Source organism: Marinococcus salis (assembly GCF_054971365.1).
Window position 1 is genome coordinate 1 of sequence record NZ_JBQOJB010000003.1, and the last position, 21,922, is coordinate 21,922.

General features: G+C 40.8%; 19 protein-coding genes and 1 pseudogene. 10 read left to right on the plus strand and 10 right to left on the minus strand.

The window, feature by feature from the left end:
• Positions 1-201: 201 nt before the first annotated feature.
• The 3 genes from ACTTK6_RS03360 to ACTTK6_RS03370 form a co-directional block, all read right to left on the minus strand.
• Positions 202-1,056 (minus strand): MurR/RpiR family transcriptional regulator, encoded by an 855-nt coding sequence (locus tag ACTTK6_RS03360; RefSeq protein WP_462832685.1) that lies wholly within the window; start codon positions 1,054-1,056, stop codon positions 202-204.
• 358 nt (positions 1,057-1,414) lie between these two features.
• Positions 1,415-2,725 carry a PTS sugar transporter subunit IIC gene (locus ACTTK6_RS03365; RefSeq protein ID WP_094908888.1) on the minus strand — a complete coding sequence of 437 codons (1,311 nt, stop codon included), beginning with the start codon at positions 2,723-2,725 and terminating at the stop codon, positions 1,415-1,417.
• 15 nt (positions 2,726-2,740) lie between these two features.
• Positions 2,741-3,049, minus strand: a complete 309-nt coding sequence (locus ACTTK6_RS03370; protein WP_094908889.1) for a PTS sugar transporter subunit IIB — start codon at positions 3,047-3,049, stop codon at positions 2,741-2,743.
• A gap of 121 nt (positions 3,050-3,170) precedes the next feature.
• On the opposite strand from ACTTK6_RS03370, the gene ACTTK6_RS03375 reads away from it, so the two are divergent.
• From ACTTK6_RS03375 to ACTTK6_RS03400, 6 genes are all read left to right on the plus strand, one after another.
• Positions 3,171-3,485, plus strand: a complete 315-nt coding sequence (locus ACTTK6_RS03375; protein ID WP_462832686.1) for a PTS lactose/cellobiose transporter subunit IIA — start codon at positions 3,171-3,173, stop codon at positions 3,483-3,485.
• A gap of 62 nt (positions 3,486-3,547) precedes the next feature.
• The gene (locus ACTTK6_RS03380; RefSeq protein WP_462832831.1) at positions 3,548-4,627 is read left to right on the plus strand and encodes a DUF871 domain-containing protein; all 1,080 of its coding nucleotides are present in this window, start codon (positions 3,548-3,550) and stop codon (positions 4,625-4,627) included.
• Positions 4,620-5,537, plus strand: coding sequence for a BadF/BadG/BcrA/BcrD ATPase family protein (locus tag ACTTK6_RS03385; protein ID WP_462832687.1), 918 nt, complete (start codon positions 4,620-4,622; stop codon positions 5,535-5,537). The genes ACTTK6_RS03380 and ACTTK6_RS03385 overlap by 8 nt, the downstream gene beginning before the upstream one ends.
• Positions 5,534-6,448 carry an N-acetylmuramic acid 6-phosphate etherase gene (murQ, locus tag ACTTK6_RS03390; protein ID WP_094909095.1) on the plus strand — a complete coding sequence of 305 codons (915 nt, stop codon included), beginning with the start codon at positions 5,534-5,536 and terminating at the stop codon, positions 6,446-6,448. Before ACTTK6_RS03385 ends, murQ begins: the two co-directional genes overlap by 4 nt.
• Before the next feature lie 25 nt (positions 6,449-6,473).
• The gene (locus tag ACTTK6_RS03395; RefSeq protein WP_462832688.1) at positions 6,474-8,030 is read left to right on the plus strand and encodes a glycoside hydrolase family 10 protein; all 1,557 of its coding nucleotides are present in this window, start codon (positions 6,474-6,476) and stop codon (positions 8,028-8,030) included.
• Positions 8,031-8,041: 11 nt separating this feature from the next.
• Positions 8,042-9,250, plus strand: a complete 1,209-nt coding sequence (locus ACTTK6_RS03400) for an anhydro-N-acetylmuramic acid kinase (protein WP_462832689.1) — start codon at positions 8,042-8,044, stop codon at positions 9,248-9,250.
• 234 nt (positions 9,251-9,484) lie between these two features.
• Here the strand turns inward: ACTTK6_RS03400 and arfA are convergent, their stop codons facing one another.
• Positions 9,485-11,011 carry an arabinosylfuranosidase ArfA gene (arfA, locus tag ACTTK6_RS03405; RefSeq protein WP_462832690.1) on the minus strand — a complete coding sequence of 509 codons (1,527 nt, stop codon included), beginning with the start codon at positions 11,009-11,011 and terminating at the stop codon, positions 9,485-9,487.
• 298 nt (positions 11,012-11,309) lie between these two features.
• Here arfA and ACTTK6_RS03410 point away from each other — a divergent pair, with 298 nt between their 5' ends.
• On the plus strand, positions 11,310-12,419 hold the full coding sequence (locus ACTTK6_RS03410; protein ID WP_332908344.1) for a GntR family transcriptional regulator: 1,110 nt from the start codon (positions 11,310-11,312) through the stop codon (positions 12,417-12,419).
• Positions 12,420-12,515: 96 nt separating this feature from the next.
• Here ACTTK6_RS03410 and ACTTK6_RS03415 read toward each other — a convergent pair whose 3' ends face one another.
• Positions 12,516-13,898, minus strand: a complete 1,383-nt coding sequence (locus ACTTK6_RS03415; RefSeq protein ID WP_094909091.1) for a sugar porter family MFS transporter — start codon at positions 13,896-13,898, stop codon at positions 12,516-12,518.
• A gap of 476 nt (positions 13,899-14,374) precedes the next feature.
• Here ACTTK6_RS03415 and ACTTK6_RS03420 point away from each other — a divergent pair, with 476 nt between their 5' ends.
• Genes ACTTK6_RS03420 through ACTTK6_RS03430 form a run of 3 tightly spaced genes read left to right on the plus strand, consistent with a single transcriptional unit; the run spans position 14,375 to position 18,198 of the window.
• Positions 14,375-16,012: a xylulokinase gene (locus tag ACTTK6_RS03420; protein WP_094909090.1), complete on the plus strand. Its 1,638-nt coding sequence runs from the start codon at positions 14,375-14,377 to the stop codon at positions 16,010-16,012.
• A 28-nt stretch (positions 16,013-16,040) separates the two neighbouring features.
• Complete coding sequence (gene araA, locus ACTTK6_RS03425; protein WP_462832691.1) at positions 16,041-17,465, plus strand: L-arabinose isomerase; 1,425 nt, start codon at positions 16,041-16,043, stop codon at positions 17,463-17,465.
• 43 nt (positions 17,466-17,508) lie between these two features.
• Positions 17,509-18,198 (plus strand): L-ribulose-5-phosphate 4-epimerase, encoded by a 690-nt coding sequence (locus tag ACTTK6_RS03430; protein WP_462832692.1) that lies wholly within the window; start codon positions 17,509-17,511, stop codon positions 18,196-18,198.
• 213 nt (positions 18,199-18,411) lie between these two features.
• On the opposite strand, the gene ACTTK6_RS03435 is transcribed toward ACTTK6_RS03430, so the two are convergent.
• From ACTTK6_RS03435 to ACTTK6_RS03455, 5 genes and pseudogenes are all read right to left on the minus strand, one after another.
• Complete coding sequence (locus ACTTK6_RS03435) at positions 18,412-19,167, minus strand: amidohydrolase family protein (RefSeq protein WP_462832694.1); 756 nt, start codon at positions 19,165-19,167, stop codon at positions 18,412-18,414.
• Between the two features lie 24 nt (positions 19,168-19,191).
• Positions 19,192-20,148: an arsenic resistance protein gene (locus tag ACTTK6_RS03440; protein ID WP_462832695.1), complete on the minus strand. Its 957-nt coding sequence runs from the start codon at positions 20,146-20,148 to the stop codon at positions 19,192-19,194.
• Positions 20,149-20,598: 450 nt separating this feature from the next.
• Positions 20,599-21,042: pseudogene (locus ACTTK6_RS03445) on the minus strand (iron chaperone).
• A gap of 200 nt (positions 21,043-21,242) precedes the next feature.
• Complete coding sequence (locus tag ACTTK6_RS03450) at positions 21,243-21,557, minus strand: DMT family transporter (RefSeq protein ID WP_079476725.1); 315 nt, start codon at positions 21,555-21,557, stop codon at positions 21,243-21,245.
• Complete coding sequence (locus ACTTK6_RS03455; protein WP_462832696.1) at positions 21,557-21,904, minus strand: DMT family transporter; 348 nt, start codon at positions 21,902-21,904, stop codon at positions 21,557-21,559. Before ACTTK6_RS03455 ends, ACTTK6_RS03450 begins: the two co-directional genes overlap by 1 nt.
• Between the last annotated feature and the right edge of the window lie 18 nt (positions 21,905-21,922).

A 21,922-nucleotide genomic window follows, 5' to 3' on the forward strand; every position in this document is an offset into this window, starting at 1 on the left:
GGTTGGATGATATTGGATATAATTTCCAATATTTACTTCTATGACCAACATTTGTTTTCAAACCTGCAACTTAAAAGATAGTTATTCATTAAAGGAATATTATGGATAATATATATTCTATAAAATTAAGCTAAAAATCATGTTTTAGCAACTAGCAAAAGCGAGTACAACGTAACCACGTCTTTACTCGCTTAATAATATCTAATCATTATCATCTTCCACTAATTTTTTAGATTTATCTATACTGTCTATGGTTTCTTGAAAGTTTTTAGAGACATAACTCATAAATAAAATATCAATAATATGAAGTTGGGCTATTCTTGTTGAAGTTGCTGCGCTGCGACTGATAGCTTCCTTTTTAGGCGAAGAATATATCGCACAGTCCACTAGATCTGACATTGAACTCTTTCCGTATTTAGTAATACCTAAGGTGCGTACTTTTAATTTTTTCGCCTGTTTTAATATGTTTATCGTTTCCTTCGTTTCCCCGGAAAAAGATATAAATATAGCTAAATCGTCCGGACCACAGTGAGCTAATGTAGTTAGAGTTAAATGAGGATCTTCAAAATAATAACTGTTTAACCCCACACGAAGAAATTTTTGCTGACAATCATACGCAATTATGCCTGAAGCGCCGATCCCATAAATAATTATTTTGGAACTGCTCTCTAGCCATTCCAATGCTGTTTCTATCTTTTCTTTTTGAATGTAATCTTTAGTTTCGCTGATCATACTAACTGTATTATATGTCATTTGATCAATGATATTAACAACAGGTTCATTTACTTGTATATCTCTATACTCAAATGAATCACTTTGCTGAAGATCCCCGGCTATTCTCATCTTCAAATCTTGAAAACTTGATAATTTCATTGATTTACATAAACGTACCACAGCTGCTGAGCTGGAATTACTGCTTTCACCTAATTCCTGTGCTGTCATTGTTACAGCTGCGTCAGGATGGTCTTGGATATATTGAGCAATTTTTTTCTCAGAAAGCGGCAGTCTACTCTCAATAATCTTAAGCATTGATAACCCGCCTGATATTTGTGCCATAAACCTACTCCCTACTAAAAAATAATAATAACGACATAATTACATACAATACTACCTATTAAAGAAAAACTAATCCAACTTAATTTAGAAAAAGAGTAGTTTTGCAATTTTACGATTTTCACCGTTAAAATACTAAAAAAAACAAATAAACTTATACTCATAGCCAAAAACATGCTCAAGCTGTCAGATTCAAATGCAGATTGGAAAACCGGATATATGAAAAACAACCCTGCGCTTAATAGCAAAATTAACAGTCCAACAACTTTAAAATTTCTATTAGGAAAAGATATAGACAGCATATTGAACCTCCTATATAGAAGGCTAAAATAATTTTTAGCCCTCTTTTCTTTTTACTTTATTATGATGTTCTTTCTTTCTGCTTTTTATCGCTGTCTATTTCTTCCTCCTCTTCATTCTTTTCCTGTTTTAACAGCTGATTGTCATAAATCTTAAAAAATGGATAATAAATCATACAGGATAAAAAGATATTAACAAATACCAGGACAATCGCCCGCCAATCTCCACCTGTTGCCAGATAAGCTCCTATAGGCGCTGGTAGTGTCCATGGGGGCATCACGTATGTTTCGGAAACCAATCCAAGAACGGTTGCAATATAAGAAAGTGTGGCCAAGATAAGTGGAATGGAAACAAACGGAATAATAAGTATAGGGTTCAACACAATAGGAGCACCAAATATTATCGGCTCATTAATATTAAATAGTCCAGGCACAGCTGTTGTCCGCCCCAGCGTTTTCGAATATTTTGATTTTGCAAATAAAAGCATGACAATCACGAGTCCCAAAGTGGAACCTGCGCCACCAATCCAAATGAACCATTGGAAAAATGTTTCAGGAGCCACGTGAGGAAGGCTGTTTCTGCCATCTGCTACTGCAGCTGAGTTTTCCACCAAGTACACTTCCCAAAACGGGCGGGCAACAGTACCTACTATAGAGACCCCGTGAATCCCAAAAGACCAAAAAAATGTTATCAAAAATACTGGAATAATTACTCCGACAAAACTGTCACCTACAGCAACAATTGGAGCCACTGCCTGTTCTACTAAATGATGAATATCCAATCCAATTAACACAGTTACTATCGAAATACCTACAATTACAATAGCTACTGGAATCAAAGCTTCAAACGAACGTGATACAGAGGTTGGAACCTGGGGAGGCATTTTAATTGTTACATTTTTTTCTTTGCATAAACGCATAACTTCAACTGCGAAAATAGAACAAAGCATAGATACAAATAAACCGGCTGGACCCAGCGGCTCCATTGGCAGTACATATTCGGTTTCATTTATGATTTGCGGAGTGATGGTAAGTAATAATGCTGCTACAGCAATTTGTGCACCAGACAACGCATCTATCCCGTAGCTTCTGGCCAGATTATATCCTATACCAAAAGCTACGTAGAGAGACATTATAAACATCGTGAGCCGATAAGGGATTAATATATCTGCTGCATTGTTACTTGCCCATTCTGTAACTCCCCAATTTTGAGGTAATGGAGGAGAAGCGATAATCAGGAAAAAAGAACCAATTATGATAAAAGGAAGCGCTGAAATAACACCGTCTCTGATTGCCTGCAAATGTCGCTGTTCGGCCAGTCTCGCCATAGGTCCAGATAATTTTTCATCCATCCAATTTGCAAAGTTATTCATTATGCCCGCCTCCCTTTATTGGTTCACTGTGCTATTCATGGTTTCAAGCATTTGTTTACCTCCCATAGGATTGTAGGCATTTGGAGGAATTTGTCCACACGGAATACTTTCAGCCTGCGCAATTTTTTCGATCTTTTTAAATTGATGTCGTATTTGCGGTGCTACCATGCAAACATTCCAGTCATTTTTTATTTCATCCTCTACCTCGCTGCTTCCAATTGCTTTTACGTGCAGCTCTTGCCCATTTTTTTCTGCCTCTTTCTTTAATGCATCCACAGCGATAGCACTCGACATTCCACCTGAACAAATAAATAATACGTTCATCATAAACCCCCTAAAATTTAAAATTTTATTTTAACCTGAGTACATTATATGCTAATATAAAATTAAATTTCAACAATTTACTGAAATTTTTCAAAATTTTGGTTTGAAAGGAGTTTTTTCTATGGATACAACATACGAACAGGACATTTTTGAAATCATTTCTAATGCAGGTGATGCTAAGAGCCTGGCTTATGAAAGCCTGGAAATGGTCGAGAATAAAGATTACAAAGAAGCTGATGAAAATCTACAATTGGCGGATGATCAACTGAAACGGGCGCACAATACACAAACAAGATTAATTCAGAATGAAATTAATGGCGATAAAGTCACTATGTCCTTGCTGATGGTTCATGCCCAGGACCACCTTATGGGCGCTGAATCAGAAATCACCTTGATTAAGCATTTAATTTCTTTACAAAAGCAAATTCATGGCTAAAAAACCAGTTCTTAAGTTATTTTATTTTGAAATTTTATTTCAAAAAAGAAAGGATGATTATAATTAAAAAGCTAGGCATTTCTATTTACCCAAATCACGCTTCTTATGAAGACAATATTAATTACATCCGCCAGGCTCATGAGTACGGTTTTTCGAAAATATTTATGTGCCTTCTCTCCGTTGAAGGTTCAAAATCTGCTATTTTAAGCGATTTCAAAAAGACGATAACGGAAGCAAAACATTTAGGCTTTGAAATTGTAGTGGATGTCAGCCCAAAAACTTTCACCGCATTGGATATCGATTATAATGATTTGTCTTTTTTTAACGATTTAGGCGCTGATGGCCTCCGATTAGATCTCGGTTTTACTGGACTTGAAGAAGCAAAGATGACTCATAATAAATTCGACTTAAAAATCGAAATTAATATGAGCAACGCCACCCACTACATCGATAATATTCTTTCTTATCAGCCCAACCGTGAAAATCTAATTGGCAGCCACAACTTTTACCCACAGCGCTACACAGGTTTATCTTATGACTTCTTTGAAGAATGCAGCCTGAAATTCCTTAAGTACGGCCTCCATACCAGTGCATTCATTACCTCTCCTGAAAGTTCTTTCGGTCCCTGGCCTATCATGGAAGGCATGCCTACTCTGGAGGAACACCGAAATCTTTCATTAAAAACGCAGGCAAAACACCTCTTTGCGACTCAATTAATCGATGACGTTATTATTAGCAACTGTTTTGCCTCAAATGAAGAGATGAGCATTCTTTCAAATTTATCTAAAAGCATGATTACTTTTAAGATTCATTTGGCCGATAACGTTACTGAGTTGGAAAAAACAATTCTTTTTCAAGAACCCCACTTTTATCGCGGGGATGTTTCTGACTATGTTATTCGGTCTACACAAAGCCGTGTAAAGTACAAAGAATATTCTTTTCCGGCTCATGATTGCAACAATATTCAACGCGGAGACATTGTCATAGGTAATGATAATTACGGTCAATACAAAGGAGAACTCCAAATCGCTCTAAAAGAAATGCAGAACGATGGTAATAAGAATATCATTGCCAGAATTGATGATGAAGAAAATATTTTATTGAACTATTTGAAGCCTTGGGAGATGTTCGCCTTTGAATAAATCTTTTTACGGGCAATACATCGTAGTAATAGATGCTGGTGGCACAAAAACTGTAGGGACTCTTGTAGAAATGCAGTCGGAAAAAATTTTATTTCAAATTCAGACCGGGCCGGGCAACATTGTCAGTAATAATGATTCCGCTGAACAAAATATTGAAGATGCCTTAATACAATGTGCTGAACAAATACAAATAAAACCACGCCGGGCCATTATAGGAATTGCTGGTTTTAACACATATAAACACCGATGGCATACCCCTTTGCATTGGTACAACTATATAAACGATAACATTGCAGTTACCAGTGATATTGAATTGGCTTATCGGGCAGAATTCCCTGAAGGAGAAGGTATGCTTGTAATTTCCGGCACTGGGGCCATTATTTGCTTGGAGCATCAAAACAAATTGAAGACTCTTGGAGGTTGGGGGCATCTATTGGGTGATGAAGAAAGTGCATATGGAATTGGCAAAAAGGCTATACAGCAGGTTTTAGAAAGTATGGAATACTGCTACAGATCTATACTTAAAGATCAATGGATAAAAGATGATTATCCCGCCTCAAGCAATAAACTTAAAGAATGGTTTTACTGCCAGGATAAGGAAACCATTGCCCAGCTCTCTCTTTGGGTAGAATCAACAGCTAAAAATGGAAATTCAGAAGCGCAGAGCATTATAAGCGAAGCCTCACGAAAGATGGCAGGCAGTGTTTATAAAGCTATTACATCTCTCGGCTTGCCTTCCAGTATTCCTTTGGTCGTTAAAGGAGGAATGTTTGAAAACAATGAAAGATATTTTAACGAATTCCAAAAGCATATAAGCAATTTTCAATTAACAAATACGGTATCGAAATCAAATAAAAACATATTTGTTGAAGCCGCCTGCTTCAATTATTACAAGGGAGTGAGGAAATGAAAAATATAGATACAGAAAAGCGAAATCCGAAAACTACAAACATTGACAATTTACCAACCAATAAAATGCTGGAGTTGATCAACAATGAGGATCAAACGGTTCCTTTAGCTATTGCAGACATCATCCCAATTATCGCTGAATCGGTTGATCGTATAACTTCTTCCATGAATAAAGGAGGCCGTTTATTATATGTAGGTGCCGGCACAAGCGGACGATTAGGCGTACTTGACGCTGTCGAATGTCCACCGACATTTAATGCAGAACCTTCTAATGTATTAGGTGTAATTGCCGGGGGCGAAAAAGCAATTTTCCAGGCTGCAGAAGGTGCAGAAGATGATATAGAAGCAGGCAGAAAAGATATTCAAAATCTTAATGTAAATAAAAACGACACGATTGTTGGTATCGCCGCAAGCGGCCGGACCCCATATACTATAGGAGCCTTAGAAGCTGCTAAGGAAAACAGTGCTCATACCATTGCATTAGTCTGTTCCTACGGCTCTCCATTAGCTGAAACCGCCGACACCGCTTTGGAAGTAAACACAGGACCAGAAGCCATAACGGGGTCAACACGCATGAAAGCCGGAACTGCTCAAAAATTAATACTAAACATGCTATCAACAGGCACTATGATTCGCCAGGGAAAAGTTTATGGAAATCTGATGGTGGATCTTCAGCCATCAAATATTAAACTTCGTGAAAGGGCTCTTAGTATTATTATCGAAGCCACAGGATGCTCGGAATCTGAAGCCATTGATGCACTGGAAAATTATAAAGAAGTTAAACCTGCTATAGTCTCGCTTTTAACTTCACTTCAAGGTAACGAAGTAGCTAATGCCCTTCTTCGTCATCGTGGTCGCATTCAGGATATATTAAATGGATATCCTTCTGCTGATACTTTAAATAAAAGCTGAACCAAGAATTCAGGGGGTAATTATTTTGAAAAAAAGATTAGCATTTTTAGCAATGGCTTTGATGATGATAATCCCTTATACAGGCACCGCTACCGCTAAAGCAGAGAGTGATTCTTACCAGCCTAAAAGAGAGATGAGAGCAGCCTGGATAGCCAGTGTTGAAAATATTGATATGCCGCCAGGGAAAAATAAAGAAGAATTTAAAGACTGGGCTGCTAACACTATGTCACAGATTGAAAATCAAAATTTTAATTCTGTGGTGTTTCAGGTTAAACCCGCAGGCGATGCCCTGTACCCTTCTGACATAGAGCCCTGGTCCTCTTATATAACAGGAGAAAATCAAGGGACTGATCCAGGGTATGACCCTTTACAAATAATGCTCGATGCTGCACATAAGCGTGGTATTGAATTACATGCCTGGGTTAATCCATATCGATTGACGATGCCGGGAGAAGAGCTATCGGATTTGTCTGAAACAAATGTGGCTGTTAAACATCCTGACTGGGTGGTAAATTACGGAGATCAATATTACTTGGATCCTGGTATTCCAGAAACGCAGAAGTATGTGATAAAAACGATCGAAGAATTAGTGAACAACTACAATATTGATGCAGTGCACATGGACGACTATTTCTACCCTTACAGAATTGCAGGTGAAGATTTTCCGGATAGTGACTCTTTCGATCAGTTCGGAGAAAATTATGAAGATAAAGAAGACTGGAGAAGAAATAATGTAAATACTCTCGTGGACGATATCAATACTGCGATTAAAAGTATAGACCCTTCTGTGGAGTACGGTATATCCCCATTCGGAGTATGGAGAAATGACTCCGTAGATCCAAGTGGCAGTGATACTACAGCCGCTCAAACCAACTATGACGATTTATATGCAGATACTCGTCAGTGGATAAAAAATGGTTCTTTAGACTACATTACTCCGCAAATTTATTGGTCAAGAGATTTCCAGCCAGCAAATTATACAATATTGCAGAAATGGTGGGAAAACGAAGTAGACCAATACTCACAAGTTCACCCTACTAATTTATACATTGGATTAGCTGACTATAAAGTAGGCACAGACACGATCGATGATACATGGAATAACCCTGCCGAGTTAACCGAACAAATCGAAGATAACCGTGATTACTCCCGTATTGAAGGCCAAATGCATTTCTCATGGTCCAAAATTTTGCAAAATAACCTTGGTTATATGGACCTTGTGCAGAAGAACGTTTACCAGACCAAATCTTTAGTGCCTAGCACCCCTTGGAATGGGGGGCAAGAGCCCAAAAAACCGAATAAAGTAAACATTGAAAACGCGAACCATCTATATATCTATGACCACAAGAAAGCAGAAGCTGAAAAATTCGTGGTCTATCGGTTTAAAGGAAATAAAGAAGGTGATTACTCTAATCCCGAAAATATCGCCGGCGTTGTTTATAGTGAAGGCAAGGAAACCCATTTTGTAGATGAAGAGGCTGAAAAAGATCAAGAATACACGTATGGAGTCAAATCATTATCTTCTACAAATATTGAAAGCAAAGATGCTAAAAAGGCTAAAACTAAAAATCATAATTCCTAAAGTGAGGAGAAATGATGACTATTTTAGGTATAGGTTTAATGTCCGGAACTTCTTTAGATGGGGTTGATGCTGCTCTTATTGAAATAAGTGATACTGATTCACAAACAAACTATAAAATTGCAGGCCAGTATAGCGAACCTTTTCCTACAAAAATTAGAGCGATGTTGCATCAATTATGTGAACCTTCTTCTGCCCGAATTGAAAAAATTTCTTCGATGAATGCCTATCTAGGAAATATGTATGCAGGTATAGTGAAAAAAACATTAAAAAAATATCATCGAAGTAGTGATGAGCTCTCTTTTATCAGTTCTCACGGCCAAACTATTTTTCACCAGCCAACTATGAATCAAACTGACGAGCTCGATATCCCAAACACTTTGCAAATTGGTGATATTTCAGCATTATCTTATCACACAGACACTCCGGTTGTTGGAAATTTTCGTGTTGCTGATATTGCAGCTCGTGGTCAGGGCGCTCCCCTCGTATCTTATGTTGATCATCTGCTTTTTCGGGAAGATAAAAAAGACGTAGCTGTCCAAAACATCGGCGGTATAGGAAACGTAACGTATTTACCCCCAAAGCTGAGCCAATCTGAACCTGTGTCCTTTGATACCGGCCCTGGAAATATGCTGATTGATCAGCTGGTAAGCAGGTTCACTAACGGTAAATTGGCCTACGATTCTGAAGGTGAGATAGCTTCAACAGGGTCAACTAGTCAGCAGTTGCTTAAATGGCTCATGCAGGAGCCTTATCTGTCCCGAGAGTACCCGAAAACCACTGGCCGCGAATTATTTGGACACACCTATGTTAATCATATACTGGCAACAGGTGAAAAGTTAGGCTTAAAGATGCCAGATATTATTCGAACAGTTACGGAATGGACAGCTGAAACCATCGCTTTTCATTATCGTCAGTTAAACCCCGCCTCTCCTGTTTCCAAAGTGATTATTGGCGGCGGTGGAAGTCGTAATCCTGTGCTTATGAATGATTTACGCCAAAAACTAACCGGATCTCAATTTCTTTCCCACGATGATTTTGGAATTGACAATCAAATAAAAGAAGCTATGGCTTTTGCGATTTTAGGATATAAACGTTTAACGGGGGATTATAATCAGCTTCCTGTTTTTACCGGAGCCAAATCTTCAGTAATCATGGGAGAGGTAGCTTGTAACACTAAAAATGCATTTAAAAAAGTTCATCGTTTCTATGATTTAAAGTAAATTAATTGATTCGTTAAATGTTACATTACTACCGAGGGTTAGGCTATAGAGCATGTACTCTGAAGATAAATTTAAAATACCTTTATTTAATGTGTTTTAACTGAAGGCATAAGCTACAAGCGCCCTCTTCCCTCATTACTAACTATAGTAAAAGACTGGCGATAACCTCAATAATTAAAAATATTTTTAGCAGACTGAAGGGTTCTTAGACATTTATCTAAGAACCCTTGTTAATCACTTCAAATTATTTTTTATCCGCAGTCTTACCATGTTCCAGGACATGCGTGGCAGTTCTGCCTGCAGCTGCTTGTCTTCCAGGACAGCATTTCCACGGCTGTGCGGTGCTACTTCTTCTTTTTCCTTCGTGTTCACGGCTTTTGGATCATCGTGTTCGAGCACAATATGCTCCACTACCTCTGCCTGTTCAAATGAACGCAGATCATACGAAATGGCCAATGACGCTTCTAAATGCCTGTTGGTCATAAACAGGACCAATTCATTGTGTTCTTCATTTAATACCACGGCACTATCTAAATAAGGCACATCTGTAAACTCTCGGGAATCGTATTTATCCGAATGGATAATTGGCTGCAGTGCTTTTCCCCGTCCGTACACCGACAAATAATAATACGGATAGTAAATCGTCTGCTTCCATGCCCGGCCCTGGTTTTCCGTCATGATGGGGGCAATGACATTGACGAGCTGAGCCATGCAGGCCATTTTCACTCGGTCTGCGTGGTTGATCAGCGTATGCATCATGTTGGCCACCAGCAGGGCATCTTCGAAGTTATAAACGTCTTCCAGCTGCGGCGGGGCCACCTGCCAGGACTCCAGCTGTTTATCCGCTTCGGTCGAATGAAACCATACGTTCCATTCATCAAAGCTGAGGTTGATCGTTTTCTTGCTTCGTTTTTTGGCCTTAATGTAATCACATGTTGAGATGACCGTGCGAATGAACTGATCCATATCCAACGATTTCGCCAAAAAATTGGCCGTATCGTTCTCGTGATTCCCATAGTACTGGTGGAGCGAAATATAATCGGCAAATTCATACGTGTGGGAAAGCGTCGTTGCTTCCCACTCCGGGAAGGTCGGCATCGCCGAGTTCGAGCTGCCGCAGCTTACCAGCTCAATCGAGGGGTCTACGGTTTTCATTGCTTTTGCTGTTTCATAAGCGAGCCGCCCGTACTCGTCCGCCGTTTTGCCGCCGATCTGCCAGGGTCCGTCCATCTCATTGCCAAGGCACCACGTCTTAATATGGTGCGGCTGTTCGTAGCCGTGGCTTTTCCTCAGTTCACTATAGTACGTCCCGCCGGGATGATTGCAGTACTCCAGCAGATTTCTTGCAGCGTCGATGCCTCTTGTGCCGAGGTTCACAGCCATCATGATATCGGTTCCGGCCTTCGCCGCCCAGTCTGCAAATTCATTGGTCCCCACTTCATTTGTCTCGATAGTGCTCCAGGCAAGCTCGAGCCGTCTGGGCCGTTCCTCTCTTGGCCCCACGCCGTCTTCCCAGTTATACGCAGAAACCATGTTCCCGCCCGGGTAACGGACGATGGGGACCTGCAGATCCCTGACTAGCTGCAGGACATCCTGACGAAAACCGTGCTCATCTGCCTGTTCATGATCCGGCTCGTAAATACCGCCATATACAGCCCGCCCCAGCTGCTCGATGAAAGAGCCGTAAATCCGCTCATCCACTTTCGAAATGACAAAATCTTTATCGACAATAACTGAAGCTTTAGGTTGTTTTTTCACCATATTTTATCACTTCCTGAAAATATTTCGTTTTTAAATTTCTGCATTCAACGTGGCGTTCTTTCAATTATAAGTATAAATCATCCGTAACAAATATTATTTATATTGCGAGAATGCTGCAATATCTAACAATTCTTATACGTACAAGTTCTTTCTATTTAATCATGCGCTTTTTTCGATTGCAATCGCTTTCTTCATTTTAATTTATTGTATAACCACTAATTTCATGTAGTTGTTGGTGTTCCAAATTTCCTTCAGTTGTACGCATCTGTATGATACGATAAAAAGAAAAACGAGGTGTATGATGGTCTCAAAATACAAACAATTAAAGCAGCATATTCAGTCTAAAATCCTGGACGGCAGTTTCCGTCCCCACCAAAAGATTCTTTCTGAATACGAATATGTAAAAGCCTTTGGAGTAAGCAGACATACAGTTCGCCAGGCTATCGGCGAACTCGTGAGTGAAGGGTGGCTGTATCGTGAACATGGAGTCGGAACCTTTTGTGCTGATCGATCAAAATTTTCTTCCCCGTCTTTCCGTAAAAACATTGCTATTATTACTACCTATATTTCTGACTATATTTTCCCTTATATTATAAGAGGTGCTGAGAGATATTTAAGTGATAAAGGCTATAATGTCATACTCATGAGTACTAATAACGATTTTGAAAAAGAAAAGCAAGCTTTGGAGAACGTTCTCTCCCAACAGGTCGATGGTTTAATTATTGAACCGACGCGAAGTGCCCAGGCTAACCCTAATCTCAATTATTACCTTAATCTCGAAAATTCCGGTATTCCTTACGTAATGATGAATGCTTACTATGAAGAACTTGAACCGCTGAGTTTAACGTTAAACGACCAGGAAGCTGGGTTTCGAAATGCAGAGCACTTAATTCAGTTAGGTCATAAGAGAATTATTGGATTATTTAAAAATGATGACATGCAGGGTGTGCAGAGAATGAAGGGTTTTCTTAAAGCTCATCGTCATTATAACTGTCCAGTAGATCCCTCTTTGTTAATTACTTATTCTACTGACGATAAGTTTTCCAAACCTGAGCAGGCTGTTGAACAAATCTTAATGAGCCAAACCGAGAGCCCGACCGCACTCATAAGCTATAACGATGAACTTCTGCTTCAACTGCTCGATGTACTTCGCCGCAGAAATTTGCAGGTGCCTCGCGATCTATCTGTTGTGAGCTTTGACGATTCTCACTTCGCTCAAATTTCTGAAGTAAAGTTTTCTTCCATTGTTCATCCAAAAGAACGCATGGGCGAAGATGCCGCTAAATACGTCACGAGTCTGATTGAACAGCCTGATGCCATGCTCTCCTCCATTGTTTACGAACCTCATTTTATTGACCGGCATTCGACAAGAAGCCTTCACTCTGCAGCGGCTGTAGAAACGGAATAAGATTTCAACCTTTAACAAATATTGATTACATTTACACATAAAAGAAAGCTGTCCTTAATAAAAGAGACAGCTTTCTTTTTCAATTTTTACGTATAACTATTTTTCAAAGCGCGGTACTTTCTTTGAGGGCTTCCATATTGTTTCAATCTCTTCTAAGGATTTATTTTTCGTTTCAGGAACAATAGTCATCACAAAGGTAAAGCAAATCACATTAATGATCGCAAACATCCAGAATGTAAAGGCACCTCCAGCGTTATTAATAAGCATGGGCGTAAATTGGCCGATTGACCAATTAGCTCCCCACAAAAACATAGTGGCAATTCCTACCGCTTTTGCACGCATATAGTTCGGGAAAATTTCCGGAATCATTATCCAGGGAATCGGTCCCATCGAGATACAAAAAGCCGCTGTGAATCCCATGATGAACAAAAGCGCCCACATTCCATTTCCTACGTCGAAATAGAAAACGCTTCCAATAAGAACCATAAAAACTGCCATTAAACTCGATCCTAAAGCCATCAAACGTTTCCTGCCTGCTTTGTCAATCAATATAATCGCAACAACTGTAAATATTACCTGGACGGTTCCAATCAAACTTGTGGCTAAAAATTCTGTGTTGTTTTCAAAACCAACCATCCTGAAAATCGTAGGACCATAGTACGTAACCGCATTCATTCCAATAACCTGGTTAAATAAAGCTAAAAATATACCCACCGCCATTGCCTTGCGAAGACCCGGTTTTAGTAGTTCTCTTATGGAAGTACTATTTTCACTTTGAAGAGACGTTTTAATAGAATCTAACTCTAACTCCGCTGTGCGCTTACCATTAATTTTTTCTAATGTGCGGAATGCTTCTGTATGTTGGTGTTTTTTTACTAAATACCTCGGACTTTCCGGAATGAAAATAAGCATGAGAAAGAAAAGTACGCCAGGTATAACTCCGTACCCAAGCATCCACCGCCATCCCGTTTCTACTCCCCATCCATAACTACCAGCATTCGCCACGGCAAGATTAATATAAAAAGTAGCAGAGATCCCTATAATTGTAAATAATTGATACATTGAAGCCAACCGGCCACGTATAGCTGGCGGAGCGCACTCAGCAATATACGTAACTGACAGCGCAGAGGCAAATCCAATTCCAAGGCCGCCCAGGACTCTTGCGAGAATAAGGGAAGTTACGCTCATTGCAAGAGCCGACCATAAGGCGGAAACAGCGAAAAGCACCCCGGAAAGCATGAGGATCTTTTTCCTTCCGAAGCGGTCGCTTAAATAACCTGATATTCCTACCCCTACAACCCCTCCTATCATCACACTTGAAATAATGAACCCTTCCATTGCTGGACTTAAATTATAAAGTTCCTGTAAAAAACCTATAGCTCCTGAAATTACTGCAGTATCGAAACCATATAAAAACCCCGCCATTCCTGCTGCTGAAGCTATCAACAAAACATACCAAACTGAGTGTTTCTCCTTCATTTTGTTCAATGTCTCCTTTCAATCTTTGGAAATGATAACGATTACAAAAAAATTATCACATGTTCGTACAAGAGTCAATTAAATAATGTATTTTTTAACATTCATACGTATAAGCATTGAGCTTCGAGATTTTAGTTAAATTGTTATTCTTTTATTAATATGAAAGAGTCTCTAACAAATGACACCTTTTATGTTCCGATACTTTTTAAGTTTATGTTTTTGACTTCAATACCCTTTTTTGAAGGGTTTTATGGACAATTATTATTAAAATCACAACTAAATACATTAATAAAACTGCCTGAAAGCAGAAGCTCTGATTAATACTGGTACATTAAAAATAAGATTAGTATAAACAACCAATATAGAGAAAGCGGTTGCATGAGAGATAATTTTATGATTAAATGATGTTAACTTATACGTACAAGTTAGCGAGTGATTTAAATTACTAAAAATGTTTTTAAAAGGATTGATGAAAAATGAATCAGTCAGGAGTTAAACAAGCCATTACTCAGGGAGAAACTTCACTTGGGATTGAATTTGGTTCCACACGAATCAAAGCAGTGCTGATTGATAATAATTCCAAAACAATCGCCACTGGAAGTTACGAATGGGAAAATCAATTGGAAAATGACTTTTGGACTTACAACCAGGTGGATATTATCACCGGGCTGCAGGCAGCTTACAGTAACATGAAGTTTGCAGTAGAAAGTAAGTACGGAGTTACCATCCGTACTATTGGCTCGATAGGCGTATCGGCTATGATGCACGGCTATATGCCATTTGATCGCACCGGAGAATTACTCGTCCCCTTTCGGACATGGCGCAATAACACTACCAGCGTTGCGGCCAGTGAACTGACAGACCTGTTTCAATACAATATCCCGGAACGGTGGAGCATCGCCCACCTTTACCAGGCCATTCTCGATGACGAAAAACACCTGCCGCGTATTCACCTGATTACCACTTTAAGTGGATACATTCACTGGCTGCTGACCGGAAAACAGGTACTTGGAGCTGGAGATGCTTCAGGAATGTTTCCATTCGACGAAACGACGCAGGATTATAACAAACCCATGCTTAACCAGTTCGATTCATTAATTACATCAAAAAATTACCCCTGGAAGGTAAAAGATATCCTTCCTAAAACAATTATGGCCGGTGAACAGGCAGGTACGTTAACCAATGCCGGCATCAAAATACTGGATAGATCACAAAACCTGCAGCCTGGCATTCCATTTTGTCCTCCGGAAGGCGATGCCGGAACTGGAATGGTAGCTACAAATAGTGTAAGAAAACATGTTGGAAACATTTCTGTAGGAACCTCTGTGTTTGCGATGATTGTGCTGGAGCAAAAAATTTCTAACATTCATCAGGAAATCGATTTAGTTGCTACACCAAGCGGAAATCCTGTTGCCATGGTTCACGCGAATAACTGTTCAAGTGATTTAGACGCCTGGCTCGGTTTGTTTCGGGAATTTTCAGAGGCTCTGGGACAAAAGCTTGATTCCAATGAATTATTTGAAGTAATGCTGGAAAAAGCTCTCGACGCGGACCCCGATGGTGGCGGCCTGCTCAGCTATGGTTATTTCTCCGGTGAAAATATTACAGGCCTTGAAAGCGGTCGTCCCTTGTTTGTCCGCTCTCCGGAAAGTAATTTCAATTTAGCTAACTTCATGCGAACGCACCTCTTTTCTGCTTTCGGTGCCTTAAAAATCGGCATGGACCTTTTAACGAAAGAAGAAGATGTTGCGATTCATACAATGTTCGCTCATGGAGGTTTGTTCAAAACTCCTGTGGTGGGTCAGAAAATTGTCGCAGCTGTAATGAATGCTCCTGTTTCAGTTATGAATACAGCTGGAGAAGGCGGAGCCTGGGGAATAGCGGTTCTCGCCTCTTATATGAAAAACAAAGAGCGTGATGAAGCACTGGAAGAATTTTTGGATCAGAAGGTTTTTAACGAAATCGAAACGCAGGAAATTCATCCTGATCGTTTTGATGTAGAAGGCTTTAAAGCCTTTATGGAAAGATATAAAAATGGTCTCGCCATCGAACAGACGGCTGTTGATTATCTCACACCAACTAATTTAAAAGAGGACCCTGTGAAAATACAATAAATTTACCAATAAGAAAAGAGGACTAATTATGCCCGCTATTGAAAAAAAAGAATTCTGGTTCATCGTAGGCTCCCAGCAGCTATACGGGGAGGAAGCTTTAAAGGAAGTAAAAGCTCATGCCCAGCATATAACCGATGCATTAAATGAGAGCGGCATGTTACCCTACCCGCTTATTCTAAAAGATTTAGCAATCAATACCGATGAGATTACACGAACCATGAAAGAAGTAAACTATCGTGATGAAGTCGCCGGTGTTATTACATGGATGCACACCTTTTCCCCGGCAAAAATGTGGATTCGCGGAACCAAAATACTTCAGAAGCCACTGCTTCATCTAGCTACCCAATTTAATGAAAGCATCCCTTGGGAAACCATCGACATGGATTTCATGAACCTGAATCAATCAGCTCACGGGGACCGGGAATACGGCTTTATCAATGCCCGGTTAAACAAGCAGAACAAAGTAGTCGCAGGCCACTGGGAGCATACCGGCATCCAGGAGGAAATTGCTCAATGGATGAACACGGCTGCCGCCTATAACGAGAGCTTCAATATTAAGGTTGCCCGTTTTGGAGATAATATGCGCAATGTGGGCGTTACGGAAGGCGATAAAATTGAAGCACAGATTCAATTTGGCTGGGTCGTCGATTATTACGGAATTGGAGACCTTGTCGAATACGTTAACAGCGTTACAGAAAAAGAGATTGAGACACTTCTTTCGGAATACGGGGAGCTTTATGAATTTGATTACGGCAGCTATACAGAGGAAAAGTGGAAAGGAAGTGTGAAAGTACAGGCAGGGTATGAAATTGCTATCAAACGCTTTCTGGACGACGGAGGCTATGATGCTTTCACGACCAACTTCGAAGACTTACATGGGATGAGGCAGCTTCCCGGCCTTGCCGTTCAACGCTTAATGGCGCAAGGATACGGATTTGCTGCTGAAGGAGACTGGAAAACAGCTGCGCTTGACCGTTTAATGAAGGTAATGAGCCATAACGAGGCCACAGGTTTTATGGAGGATTACATCTATGAGCTGACGGCTGGAAAGGAAGCTATCCTTCAATCCCATATGCTTGAAGTAGATCCCACGCTGGCAAATAACAAACCCAAAATCGTCGTATCGCCATTGGATATCGGAAATAAAGAAGATCCTGCCCGCCTGGTTTTTGATGGCAAATCCGGTGATGGGGTCGTGGTTTCCATGGCGGATTTTGGCACCCATTACAAGCTTTTGATTAATGAGGTTTCAGCATTTGAACCGCCTGTGCCTGCACCGAACCTCCCGGTGGCCCGCATACTCTGGAGTGTTAAACCAAATCTCCAGGATGGGATAAAATCCTGGATTGAAAATGGAGGCGGCCACCACACTGTCGTTTCATTAAATGTAACGACCGATCAGATTATTAATTATGCGAAGCTTGTAGGTCTTGAGTACGTCGTTATCAATTAATATATTTCAGCTTAAGCTATTAATCATTTAAGGAGGTTTTCTCTTGCTGGAACAATTGAAACAGGAAGTGTGCAAGGCGAATCAGGGGCTTGTTGATCATGACCTCGTTACGTTCACCTGGGGGAATGTCAGTGGATTTGATCCCGAGACAGAATTACTCGCTATCAAGCCTTCCGGGGTGCCTTATGAAGAACTCTCCCCCGCGGATATTGTATTAGTGGATTTAAAAGGAAATGTTGTCGAGGGCGATTTAAAGCCCTCCTCTGATACCCCTACCCACATCGAGCTGTATAAAGCTTTTCCAGACGTCCGGGGTATTGTTCATACGCATTCCGACTGGGGCACGGCCTGGGTCCAGGCCGGTAAAAGCATCCCATGCTCGGGAACCACTCAGGCAGATTATTTTTACGGGGACATTCCCTGCACACGTCAACTAACAAAAGAAGAAGTGCAGAATGGTTATGAAAAAGAGACAGGAACAGTCATTATAGAAGCCATGCAGGGAAAAAATCCTGTGGAAGTACCGGGAATTGTTGTACATGGACATGCACCGTTTGCCTGGGGCGGCTCTCCCGAAGACGCGCTCCATAATGCCGTTGTACTTGAAAAAGTAGCAAAAATGACGTTTCTTTCCTACCAGCTTTCGGGTGAACTTCCTCTTGACGACTATGTGCTTCAAAAGCATTATGAAAGAAAACACGGGGAAAATGCTTATTATGGGCAGTCTAAATAAAAATAATTAAATTATTTTAATCGTCACCGTTTTTCGCTCTGTAGATATAAAAGGCCTCCGGATTTCATTTCCGGAGGCCTTTGTCTACAATCTAGAAGAAAAGTATGCTTTATCCAATGTAACGAATTGCGATAAATTAGTACATTGCGGTTCATTATCATCATGTTTCAAACTGATACAGAACTTAGAAGCAAAGACAAAGCTTTCTTTAAATTAAGGTCTGGTTTGTTTCAAATACCATTGCCGTGCGTTCGAATATAAAATTTTGTCGGCTGCCTCTTCATCAAACAGTTCCTGAATTATTTCCACATCGGCGTACTTAAACGGCCTCTCTGCTCTCGTGGAGGGGAGATCCGTGCCAAACATGAGCGCATCCGGATTCGTATTGTAAATGGATGCTAATGCGTTCCCAAGGTTTAAATCCACACGCCCAAATCCAGTTGCTTTTACCCGCATTCCTTTATCCACCAATTTCAACAAATAAGGCAGTCCCTCCTCTGACAGCCCTAAATGATCAATGGATACCGCAGGAAGCTTGGCAATCGTCGATTCAATCTCCGGAAGTCTGGCAGCATCCATATAAAGTTCGCAATGCCATCCTGCTATTTCATACACTCTTCGGGCAAAGTAGTCCAGGCGGGAAATGTCTTCGGGCCCGCCCCTTCGGATATTAAACCGAACTGCCCTTACTCCGTGATGGTGCAGTCGAACAATCTCCTCATCGGTGACGTTAAATGGCAGCTGCGTCACCCCGTAAAAGGCCGGGCCCATTTGTTGAAGGGCTTTTACCAAATAACCCTGGTCGAGTCCCTGGAAGGATCCGGAAACTATCGCCCCTCCCAACACGTTAAGCGCTCCTGTGTCCTTTTCATAGTCAACTACTAGATATTCCGGCGGCAGATAACCCTGATTTTCCGCTACAGGAAAATCAAAATCAATAATATGGAAATGTGCATCAAACGTTCTCACCGCCTCCCTCCTTTTCCTCTAGTGTTAATTTGCCAAGCGTTTACGAGAAGAACGAAGAAGCTGTGCCACCATCGCGAGCACCGGCAGCTCGATCAGCGGGCCAATCACCAGAGCCAGGGCCACCAGAGGCTGTCCTGGAAACGCTGTGACGGCGATCGCCAGAGCTACTGGCGAATTTCGTGCTACCGTAGTCAATGTGAGGCTGACCGTATCTGCATACGAAAACCGGAACAACCGCCCTGCCGTCTGGGCTACCGTTACATTAATCACAAAAAATAGAAGAACCGGAAGCACCAGTACAGTAATCACGCTCAAATTATTCAAGAGCGCTGCTCCCTGCGCAGCAAACATCGCAGCCACTGCCAGGGATAAAAAAATTATCTGTGCGTGGGAAAAGAACGGAAGCAGCTTCTGCTCCAGGACATCCGGGCGTTTTCTCCATATGTACTTCGTTCCCTGTGCCAGGAGAAACGGCAGAAGCAGCACTAACAGCACGCTTTCGATGATCGTCGCAAGTGCTACTGTTTCAATTGTCCCCGCAAAAAGGAAAAGATACAGCGGCAAAAGCAGAAACTGTAGAATCATATTCAAAGGAAGAATGGATGTCGACAGTGAAAGATTTCCTTTCGCTATAGATGTAAAAACAAGATACCAATCGGTACAGGGAGTTACCATCAACATGATAAACCCGAGCCATAAAGCCGGATGTCCGTCCAGAAACAACGCACCGAGCCCCCAGGCAAGCAGCGGGGTCCACACAAAATTAATCCCTAGGCTAACACCTAGAAAAGTCCGGTGGGTAAAAGCCTGCCGAAGATCCTTGAGCGGGATGGCCAAAAACAAGCCGTACAGCATCACCAGCAGAAAAGGCACAACCAGCACTTCCGCATAGGCAGCAAGCACAGCTGCCTGCCCGAGGACGAGGCCTGCAATTACCGCCGCCAATATCAATAGCGTCTGAAACTTCTCGATGATATTCATAGACTTTTCCCCTACATAATAAAATCAGTCCGGCACTATATTTTCACATAGCCAGTATATCAAAAAATGGCAGCGCACTTTTCCGGAATTATGATTTTTCACTCCATGCTTATTTTTATCTTTAGAAAAATTTACTAACAATAAACCGCAGGCAGAAAAACCGAAAAGACCATACTGTCAGCTTGGAATTATCTTTATTTTCAATATTTTATGATTTTTAAACTGTTTTTCTGAATTATTAAAGGGTGCCCCGATTTGTATGGCCCGCATAACAATCCGCCGTACCATATGGATAACAAAGGTTGGCAGCGGTATAAAAAAACAAATACCACATGTGAACCTCATTAGTAGAACATCTACTTGTTTTTCCTCTTTTTAGAACCATTGATAGCTAAAAATATTACCACAAACAATGCAATCCATGAGCCTATCCCCATAATCTAAACCTCCTTAACACTCGATTAAGTATCTTATAAAATCTAGATTATACGTAATTTCTATTACTGCCCCTCCTAATTTAATTTTCTTTCCGCCAAACGGGGAACATTCTGCTTTACCGGCACCATTGAATTCGATCATGCTTTTAAATAATTCATAGTCCGCTGGTTGTTCCCATGGAATACACACCAGCTGTTTCGTTTACTCATAGCCCGCAGCGGTTATTTCATCTGAAAAATGGGTGATTGCCGTTTTCTCCGGCGCCGCTGCTAAATGATGTTTAGAAGTGCTGAAGGCAATAATAAAGATCCCGTGATCGGTAAATATCAGCTGATTCCATGCAGTTTTCGAATTCAGCTGTGGAAATTGCTCCTATGGCCACTCCAGAACTTTCTTCGTCCGTCTACGGTGCTCTGAATTTTCTATTTTCTTCAGGTGTTCTGAAAAATTCTCTATGTGTACCCCTCCAGTTAAAATTTTTTTGCTACTCAAGCTTTTTAAAACAGTTTCTATTTATATTTTACCATTAGATAATTAAAAAGAATCCACGACGCGCTTATCAGCGGGCTGGCTAATATTATCTCTAACCTTTGAGATATAAATAAGAGCAGAGGTGAAATACACCCTTGCTTTTTATTGCCTTTTGTCCGGTTTATTTAACTTTGAAGATGCAGCATTAAAACGCCAGCAGCAATCAATACTAAAGATACGAGTTTTTTTCTCGTAAGCGGCTCGTGGAAATAAAGAGCACCAAGTGTTGCCGTTGCTGCGACCATCGCCCCCGACCAGATCGCATACGCGATACTGATGTCCATATATTGAATACTCAACGTCAAAAAATAGATGCATCCAAGAAAGAACAAATAGGCGGCAGCGCTTGGCAGTTTTTTCTGAAACCCTCTGGATAATTTCACCGCCACGTTAGCGATAACAGCAAACACTAAGCTTGTGATTAATAATAATGCGCCCATCACCAAGCTCCTTTATTATCATGTTGCCGTTCAGGAATGTTTAGGCCTACCATTCCCGCCACTACACATACTACTCCAGCGGCTTTGATAATAGACATGCTTTCCCCAAGAAAAACGGAACCGATCAAAACAACCAGCACCGTACCGCCTCCTGCCCATAAGGCATTGACAATTCCTAACTCATAGTTTTTAGTAAGAATAATGTAGCAGCTGAGCGCGACAATATAACAAAAGGCGACCATCAGCGTCCCTTCCAGATTGGCAAAACCATTAGCCACCTTCATGTAGGCGGCGCCTATCACTTCTAAAATAATAGCAAAACTCAGTAAAGTATAGTATTTTAGCATGGAAACTCCTTTTACTTT

Excerpts from the sequence above, each read along its gene's own strand:
- ACTTK6_RS03450 (WP_079476725.1), bottom strand. The coding sequence starts at position 21,557 with ATGGGCGCATTATTATTAATCACAAGCTTAGTGTTTGCTGTTATCGCT.
- ACTTK6_RS03375 (WP_462832686.1), top strand. The coding sequence starts at position 3,171 with ATGGATACAACATACGAACAGGACATTTTTGAAATCATTTCTAATGCA.
- araA (WP_462832691.1), top strand. The coding sequence starts at position 16,041 with ATGCCCGCTATTGAAAAAAAAGAATTCTGGTTCATCGTAGGCTCCCAG.
- ACTTK6_RS03410 (WP_332908344.1), top strand. The coding sequence starts at position 11,310 with ATGATGGTCTCAAAATACAAACAATTAAAGCAGCATATTCAGTCTAAA.
- ACTTK6_RS03400 (WP_462832689.1), top strand. The coding sequence starts at position 8,042 with ATGATGACTATTTTAGGTATAGGTTTAATGTCCGGAACTTCTTTAGAT.
- ACTTK6_RS03365 (WP_094908888.1), bottom strand. The coding sequence starts at position 2,725 with ATGAATAACTTTGCAAATTGGATGGATGAAAAATTATCTGGACCTATG.
- murQ (WP_094909095.1), top strand. The coding sequence starts at position 5,534 with ATGAAAAATATAGATACAGAAAAGCGAAATCCGAAAACTACAAACATT.
- ACTTK6_RS03415 (WP_094909091.1), bottom strand. The coding sequence starts at position 13,898 with ATGAAGGAGAAACACTCAGTTTGGTATGTTTTGTTGATAGCTTCAGCA.
- ACTTK6_RS03370 (WP_094908889.1), bottom strand. The coding sequence starts at position 3,049 with ATGAACGTATTATTTATTTGTTCAGGTGGAATGTCGAGTGCTATCGCT.
- ACTTK6_RS03440 (WP_462832695.1), bottom strand. The coding sequence starts at position 20,148 with ATGAATATCATCGAGAAGTTTCAGACGCTATTGATATTGGCGGCGGTA.
- arfA (WP_462832690.1), bottom strand. The coding sequence starts at position 11,011 with ATGGTGAAAAAACAACCTAAAGCTTCAGTTATTGTCGATAAAGATTTT.
- ACTTK6_RS03420 (WP_094909090.1), top strand. The coding sequence starts at position 14,375 with ATGAATCAGTCAGGAGTTAAACAAGCCATTACTCAGGGAGAAACTTCA.
- ACTTK6_RS03360 (WP_462832685.1), bottom strand. The coding sequence starts at position 1,056 with ATGGCACAAATATCAGGCGGGTTATCAATGCTTAAGATTATTGAGAGT.
- ACTTK6_RS03455 (WP_462832696.1), bottom strand. The coding sequence starts at position 21,904 with ATGCTAAAATACTATACTTTACTGAGTTTTGCTATTATTTTAGAAGTG.